Source organism: uncultured Bacteroides sp. (genome assembly GCF_910578895.1).
GTDB lineage: Bacteria > Bacteroidota > Bacteroidia > Bacteroidales > Bacteroidaceae > Bacteroides.
Genome location: NZ_CAJTSC010000089.1, coordinates 1 through 6,523, shown reverse-complemented (window position 1 = coordinate 6,523; position 6,523 = coordinate 1). Strand labels below are relative to the sequence as shown.

Genomic DNA, 6,523 nt, shown 5'->3' with positions numbered 1-6,523 from the left:
GCCCGCTATGCTCCTCATAAAAATAGAAAAACATCCTCGAAAAGAACTATCAAAATAATGCTGAATAAAATTTAAACAGACTCTTAAACAGGCTCTTATTTTTTAGTCGAATCTGTTTTAGTTGGACACAGAGGTACGAAGACGCGGAGCCGGACGTTTAAAACGCCGGTTCTGCAGGGAATAAAAGAAAAACCCGTGTCTCCGTGTCCGATTAATCACTATATATATGGAATTGAAAGAACAACTCAAAGAAATAAAGACACAGCTCCGTCTCTCCATGAACGGGGCTGTGTCTCAAAGTATGCGTGAGAAAGGTTTGGTCTACAAACTCAACTTCGGTGTGGAGCTGCCCCGCATCAAGGGCATTGCCGCCGCCTATGAGAAAGACCATGCTTTGGCGCAGGCTCTTTGGAAAGAAGAAATCCGTGAGTGTAAAATCCTGGCGGGGTTGCTCCAGCCGGTAGACAGCTTCCTGCCCGAAATAGCGGATATCTGGATAGAGCGCATTCCCAATATCGAGATTGCGGAGCTTACCTGCATGAACCTTTTCCAGCATCTTCCGTATGCTCCTGCCAAGTCTTTCCAGTGGATTGCTGCCGAGGACGAATATACGCAGGTCTGCGGCTTCCTCACCATTGCCCGCCTGCTGGTGAAGAAAGGCGATATGGATGAGCGTGTGCAGAATGAGTTTCTCGACCAGGCGATAACCGCTTTCCTGTCAGGTTCCTATCATGTGCGCAACGCCGCGCTGACAGCTATCCGACGTTTCATGCAGCACAGCGAGGAAAACGCTTTCAGGGTGTGCCGCAGGGTGGAGGATATGAAGGAGTCTTCTTCGGAAGCCGGGCGGCTTCTTTATGACCGGGTCAGGGAAGAGGTGGAACTGTGATGTAAATGAAAAAGCCATGCCTGTTTGACTATAATTTTTCTTTTTTTGTTTGCTTTCCGCAAAAAAGGCTTAACTTTGTTGGCTGTTAAAAAACTGCGCCTTTACATGGAAAGTCAGAACGTGAAAGATACGGTTAGGCAGATATTCACCGAATATCTCAACTCGAACGGGCATCGCAAGACTCCCGAACGATATGCCATACTCGACACTATTTATTCCATAGACGGCCATTTCGATGTCGACACGCTCTATTCGCTCATGGCGGATCAGGAGAATTTCCGTGTCAGCCGTGCGACGCTTTACAACACCATCATACTGCTTATCAATGCCCGCCTGGTCATCAAGCATCAGTTCGGGAACTCCTCTCAATACGAAAAATGCTATAACCGTGATACGCATCATCACCAGATTTGCACGCAGTGCGGCAAGGTGGTCGAGTTTCAGAACGGGGAGTTGCAGCACGCCATTGAGAATACGAAGCTGAGCCGCTTCAACCTGACACATTACTCGCTGTACATGTACGGGTTGTGTAGCAAGTGCGACCGCACAAACAAACGGAAGAAGAAAAATAATAACCATAAGAAAGAGAAATGAAAGTAGACATTCTATTAGGATTACAATGGGGCGACGAAGGCAAAGGCAAAGTCGTTGATGTATTAACTCCGAGATACGATGTGGTGGCACGTTTTCAAGGCGGTCCGAACGCCGGTCATACATTGGAGTTCGAAGGTCAGAAATATGTGCTCCGTTCCATCCCTTCGGGAATTTTCCAGGGTGATAAAGTAAATATCATCGGCAACGGTGTGGTGCTCGACCCGGCACTGTTCAAGGCAGAGGCGGAAGCGCTGGAAGCATCCGGCCACAACTTGAAGGAGCGCTTGCACATTTCCAAGAAGGCACACCTCATATTGCCCACGCACCGCATCCTGGACGCCGCTTATGAGGCTGCAAAGGGGGATGCCAAAGTGGGAACTACCGGCAAGGGCATCGGTCCCACTTATACGGACAAGATAAGCCGTAACGGTGTGCGCGTAGGCGATATCCTGCACGATTTTGATAAGAAATATGCTGCCGCCAAAGCCCGCCACGAACAGATTCTGAAAAGCTTGAATTACGAATACGATTTGAGCGAACTGGAAAAGGCATGGCTCGAAGGCATCGAATACTTGAAGCAATTTAAGTTCGTGGATAGCGAACACGAAATAAACGGCCTGTTGTCGGAAGGCAAATCCGTATTGTGCGAGGGTGCGCAAGGCACGATGCTTGATATCGACTTCGGCTCTTATCCGTTCGTAACTTCTTCCAACACCGTTTGTGCAGGAGCGTGCACCGGTCTGGGCATAGCTCCCAACAAGATTGGCGAAGTGTACGGTATCTTCAAAGCCTACTGTACGCGTGTAGGTGCAGGTCCGTTCCCCACGGAACTGTTTGACAAGACGGGCGACCGGATTTGCACGCTGGGGCACGAGTTCGGTTCGGTAACCGGACGTAAGCGCCGTTGTGGCTGGATTGACCTCGTAGCCCTGAAATATGCCATTATGGTGGACGGCGTCACGAAACTTATCATGATGAAGAGCGATGTGCTCGATTCGTTCGAGACCATCAAGGCTTGTGTGGCATATAAGGTGGACGGCGAGGAAATCGATTACTTCCCGTTCGACATCGAAGGGGTTGAACCGGTGTATGTGGAATTGCCCGGCTGGCAGACGGATATGACAAAGATGCAGAGCGAGGATGAGTTCCCCGAAGAGTTCAATGCTTATCTGTCATTCCTGGAAGAACAGCTCGGTGTGCCTGTGAAGATTGTGTCTGTAGGTCCCGACCGCGAGCAGACGATTGAACGCTATACGGAAGAATAATGAAATTCAGCTAATTCTTCCTAAAAGATAAGGGAAACTGTGAGATTGCTTGCCGTTTCCCTTTATTTTTGGCAAGCAATTTGTTAGTATATAGTCAGGAGACAAATATAGAAATTATTCACTTATTTATTAGTAAAAGAAGAACATTATGGGAACAGGAATGATAGGAATGCAATGGATTATCTTTATCGGTATAGCCGTGGTCAGCTGGTTGGTACAGATGAACCTGCAAAGCAAATTCAAGAAATATTCTAAAATCCCCACCGGCAACGGGATGACGGGAGCGGATGTGGCATTGAAGATGCTGCACGATAACGGTATCTACGATGTGACCGTGACGCATACGCCGGGACATCTGACAGATCATTACAATCCCGCCGATAAGACCGTGAACCTGAGTGAGAGCGTTTATAGCAGCAACAGCATTATGGCGGCTGCCGTTGCCGCCCATGAGTGCGGGCATGCCGTGCAGCATGCACGTGCGTATGCTCCGCTGACGATGCGCAGCAAACTGGTGCCTGTGGTGTCGTTCGCTTCCAGCATTATGACGTGGGTGTTGCTGGGCGGCATCTTGATGTTGAACTCTTTCCCGCAGTTGCTGCTGGCAGGTATCATCCTTTTTGCCATGACTACGTTGTTCAGCTTCATCACCCTTCCGGTGGAAATCAATGCAAGCAAGCGTGCGCTGGTGTGGCTGAGCGGTTCCGGCATTACGAACTCTTATAATCATGCCCAGGCAGAAGACGCGCTCCGCTCTGCTGCTTATACGTATGTGGTGGCTGCGCTGGGTTCGTTGGCGACGCTTGTCTACTACATTATGATATTTCTGGGACGTAGGGAATAAGGATATTTCGTTCCGTTGAAATAGAAAAATGCTTTCCTCATGCCAAATGGGGAAAGCATTTTTTTTCTTAATCAATAAAATACCGTAACTTTGCCGCCTGATTTTATAAATGATTGATACGATTATGGCAGCAAAACCAAGTATTCCCAAAGGAACCCGCGACTTTTCGCCTGTGGAGATGGCGAAGCGTAACTATATATTCAATACGATTCGTGACGTTTATCACCTTTATGGTTTCCAGCAGATAGAGACTCCTTCTATGGAAACGCTTTCCACGTTGATGGGAAAGTATGGAGAGGAGGGCGACAAGCTATTGTTCAAGATACAGAATTCGGGCGATTACTTCTCCGCCCTTACGGACGAGGAACTGTTGAGCCGCAATGCAGCCAAGCTTGCCGGCAAGTTTTGCGAAAAGGGTTTGCGCTATGACCTCACTGTGCCTTTTGCCCGCTATGTGGTGATGCACAGAGACGAAATAACATTCCCCTTCAAGCGTTATCAGATACAGCCGGTGTGGCGTGCCGACCGTCCGCAGAAAGGGCGCTACCGCGAGTTCTATCAGTGTGATGCCGATGTGGTGGGCAGCGACTCCTTGCTGAACGAGGTGGAGCTGATGCAGATTGTCGATACCGTATTTACGCGTTTCGGCATCCGTGTCTGTATTAAAATCAATAACCGCAAGATATTGAGCGGCATTGCCGAGATTATCGGCGAGGCCGACAAGATAGTGGACATCACCGTAGCGATAGACAAGCTGGACAAGATAGGATTGGACAATGTCAATGCGGAACTGAAAGAGAAGGGTATTGGCGATGAGGCTATCGCCAAATTGCAGCCTATCATCCTGTTGAGCGGCAGCAACGAGGAGAAGCTTGCCACGCTGAAGCAGGTGTTGTCTGCCAGCGAAATGGGGCTGAAGGGGGTAGAGGAGAGCGAATTTATCCTTTCTACCTTGAAACGTCTCGGGCTGAATAACGAAATAGAACTCGACCTGACGCTTGCCCGCGGTCTGAACTACTACACCGGTGCCATCTTCGAAGTAAAGGCATTGGATGTGCAGATAGGCAGCATCACCGGTGGCGGTCGTTATGACAATTTGACCGGGGTGTTCGGCATGGCAGGAGTTTCGGGGGTAGGCATTTCGTTTGGTGCCGACCGTATATTCGATGTGTTGAACCAGCTTGAACTGTATCCGAAGGAAGCCGTGAACGGCACGCAACTCCTGTTTATCAATTTTGGCGAGAAAGAAGCGGCTTTCTCCATGAGTGTGCTTGCCAAAGTGCGTGCGGCAGGTATTCGCGCCGAAATCTTCCCCGACTCCAGTAAGATGAAGAAACAGATGGGGTATGCCAATGCCAAGATGATTCCGTTCGTGGCTTTGGTGGGGGAAAATGAAATGAATGAGGGCAAGGTGACTTTGAAGAATATGGAAACCGGAGCGCAGAAGCTGGTCACTCCCGAAGAGTTGGTAGGCGAATTAGGCTGATAAAAATAGAAAAACTATTAAAAAGGAGCACATTTGTGCTCCTTTTTTGTATATTTGTAGAAAAGGGAAAGGCAGGAATGTTCCTTTCGGCTTTTACCCTTGCAGTGCCAATAAAAGAGGAGGTTCGTATGGTTTCCGTTCAATTTACACAAGAAAAGCATAATGCGCTGGTCGGTTTCCTGATGATTGTCTTAGCCGTGTTGTTTTTGCTTTATATGGGCAGTTCGTTGGTGCACTCTACCAGAAGTTTTTGGGAGAACTATTCCATTGAGAATTTGCTGGAATAATGTTTCGTTGATAATGTCTATGGTAAGTTAACTTGATTGCTCCAATGAAGTTAACTAAACATGGTGCAGTAAGTTAACATCATTATGCGGATGAAGTTAACATCGTATGGGCAATGAAGTTAACTTGGTTTGTTTTGGCTTGATGCACTGCCTTATGGTGTCCGGTCGTAATGGAAACTTATCTCTTTTTTGTCACTTCCCGAATTACCTCGTAACCCCACAGCCCTTTATAAAGAATTACGACACATTCATCCTCACTGTGCAACCGATTGAACGCCTTGTATCCTCCATACCAAAAGAAATGCTCACCACAATCCGTAAACCGAAGCCCTATATGGTAGCTTGTGTGTCCGCGTCCGCCATGTGTCCGTACTTTCTCGAAAACAACCGCATTACGCCGATAGGGTTTGGAGCGGGGGATAAGGCAGTTCGTTCCTAAAAATAGTGTACATAAAAGTATGGCAATCGCTCCGCTCGCCAGGCTTCCTAAAAAGATGTAGATGCCTAAGCCGCCTTCTTTCACCCTTCCCGTGTACCATGCCCATGCGATGAAGCCCGCAAAGGAGATAATCCCAGTTCCCCATATAATGCCGCTTAAGGAGAAATGTATGAGGGTGTGTCCTGCCAGATAAGGTAGCTTGACCCAAGCAATTAGGGGCACTCCGAAAAGAAGCGTAATGCCCCATTCACGTAAGCGTTCTCGCCATGTCTTGCGTATGCTTTTCTTTTTATATCTCCGCTCTCTTCGTTTCATTTAAACGTTGTTTCCGTACATGGCTTTTTCATTTGCAGGAGTTAGAGGGGCATGGGGAGAAGGAATTAAAGATAGTTAGTAGGAGTTATCGCCCTTCGTGCTATGAGTTGCCGGTAGTTCTGTTGATGTATGGCGATACTGTCGGCTTCCGATTCCTTTAGCTCCGGATGATTCCTTCTAACTCCTGCAAATGAAAAAGCCGTGCCCCAAAGATAAGATAAAAATATTTACTTTTCTTCTGTTTATTTCGTGTTTTTCCTCTAAGAAACCGAAAGAGTCAAGCTCCCTGTCTTTATTGCTATCTTTGAACCATTGGAAACAGTAGAAGCCATTCTAAGAACTTGCATAACATCGTTGTGATTTGCTTTCATTTTAGTATCTTTGAACCATTGGAAACAGTTACG

Annotated in this window: 7 protein-coding genes; 6 read left to right on the top strand and 1 reads right to left on the bottom strand. The window is 47.7% G+C overall.

Going from position 1 to position 6,523, the window contains the following annotated elements; translation table 11 throughout:
* The first annotated feature begins 226 nt into the window (after positions 1–226).
* The 6 genes from QZ327_RS13900 to QZ327_RS13875 all read left to right on the top strand — a co-directional run bounded on the left by QZ327_RS13900 (position 227) and on the right by QZ327_RS13875 (position 5,365).
* Complete coding sequence (locus QZ327_RS13900) at positions 227–889, top strand: DNA alkylation repair protein (RefSeq protein WP_294620267.1); 663 nt, start codon at positions 227–229, stop codon at positions 887–889.
* Positions 890–994: 105 nt separating this feature from the next.
* Complete coding sequence (locus QZ327_RS13895) at positions 995–1,483, top strand: Fur family transcriptional regulator (protein WP_294620265.1); 489 nt, start codon at positions 995–997, stop codon at positions 1,481–1,483.
* Complete coding sequence (locus tag QZ327_RS13890) at positions 1,480–2,748, top strand: adenylosuccinate synthase (protein ID WP_294620263.1); 1,269 nt, start codon at positions 1,480–1,482, stop codon at positions 2,746–2,748. Before QZ327_RS13895 ends, QZ327_RS13890 begins: the two co-directional genes overlap by 4 nt.
* A 148-nt stretch (positions 2,749–2,896) precedes the next feature.
* Complete coding sequence (locus tag QZ327_RS13885; protein ID WP_294620261.1) at positions 2,897–3,592, top strand: zinc metallopeptidase; 696 nt, start codon at positions 2,897–2,899, stop codon at positions 3,590–3,592.
* Between the two features lie 124 nt (positions 3,593–3,716).
* The gene (hisS, locus tag QZ327_RS13880) at positions 3,717–5,078 is read left to right on the top strand and encodes a histidine--tRNA ligase (RefSeq protein WP_294620259.1); all 1,362 of its coding nucleotides are present in this window, start codon (positions 3,717–3,719) and stop codon (positions 5,076–5,078) included.
* Between the two features lie 128 nt (positions 5,079–5,206).
* Entirely contained in the window at positions 5,207–5,365 is a 159-nt protein-coding gene (locus QZ327_RS13875; RefSeq protein WP_294620257.1) for a hypothetical protein, read from the top strand.
* A 178-nt stretch (positions 5,366–5,543) separates the two neighbouring features.
* Here QZ327_RS13875 and QZ327_RS13870 read toward each other — a convergent pair whose 3' ends face one another.
* Positions 5,544–6,119 (bottom strand): hypothetical protein, encoded by a 576-nt coding sequence (locus QZ327_RS13870; protein WP_294620256.1) that lies wholly within the window; start codon positions 6,117–6,119, stop codon positions 5,544–5,546.
* Positions 6,120–6,523 lie beyond the last annotated feature (404 nt).

Excerpts from the sequence above, each read along its gene's own strand:
- QZ327_RS13900 (WP_294620267.1), top strand. The coding sequence starts at position 227 with ATGGAATTGAAAGAACAACTCAAAGAAATAAAGACACAGCTCCGTCTC.
- QZ327_RS13895 (WP_294620265.1), top strand. The coding sequence starts at position 995 with ATGGAAAGTCAGAACGTGAAAGATACGGTTAGGCAGATATTCACCGAA.
- QZ327_RS13890 (WP_294620263.1), top strand. The coding sequence starts at position 1,480 with ATGAAAGTAGACATTCTATTAGGATTACAATGGGGCGACGAAGGCAAA.
- QZ327_RS13885 (WP_294620261.1), top strand. The coding sequence starts at position 2,897 with ATGGGAACAGGAATGATAGGAATGCAATGGATTATCTTTATCGGTATA.
- hisS (WP_294620259.1), top strand. The coding sequence starts at position 3,717 with ATGGCAGCAAAACCAAGTATTCCCAAAGGAACCCGCGACTTTTCGCCT.
- QZ327_RS13875 (WP_294620257.1), top strand. The coding sequence starts at position 5,207 with ATGGTTTCCGTTCAATTTACACAAGAAAAGCATAATGCGCTGGTCGGT.
- QZ327_RS13870 (WP_294620256.1), bottom strand. The coding sequence starts at position 6,119 with ATGAAACGAAGAGAGCGGAGATATAAAAAGAAAAGCATACGCAAGACA.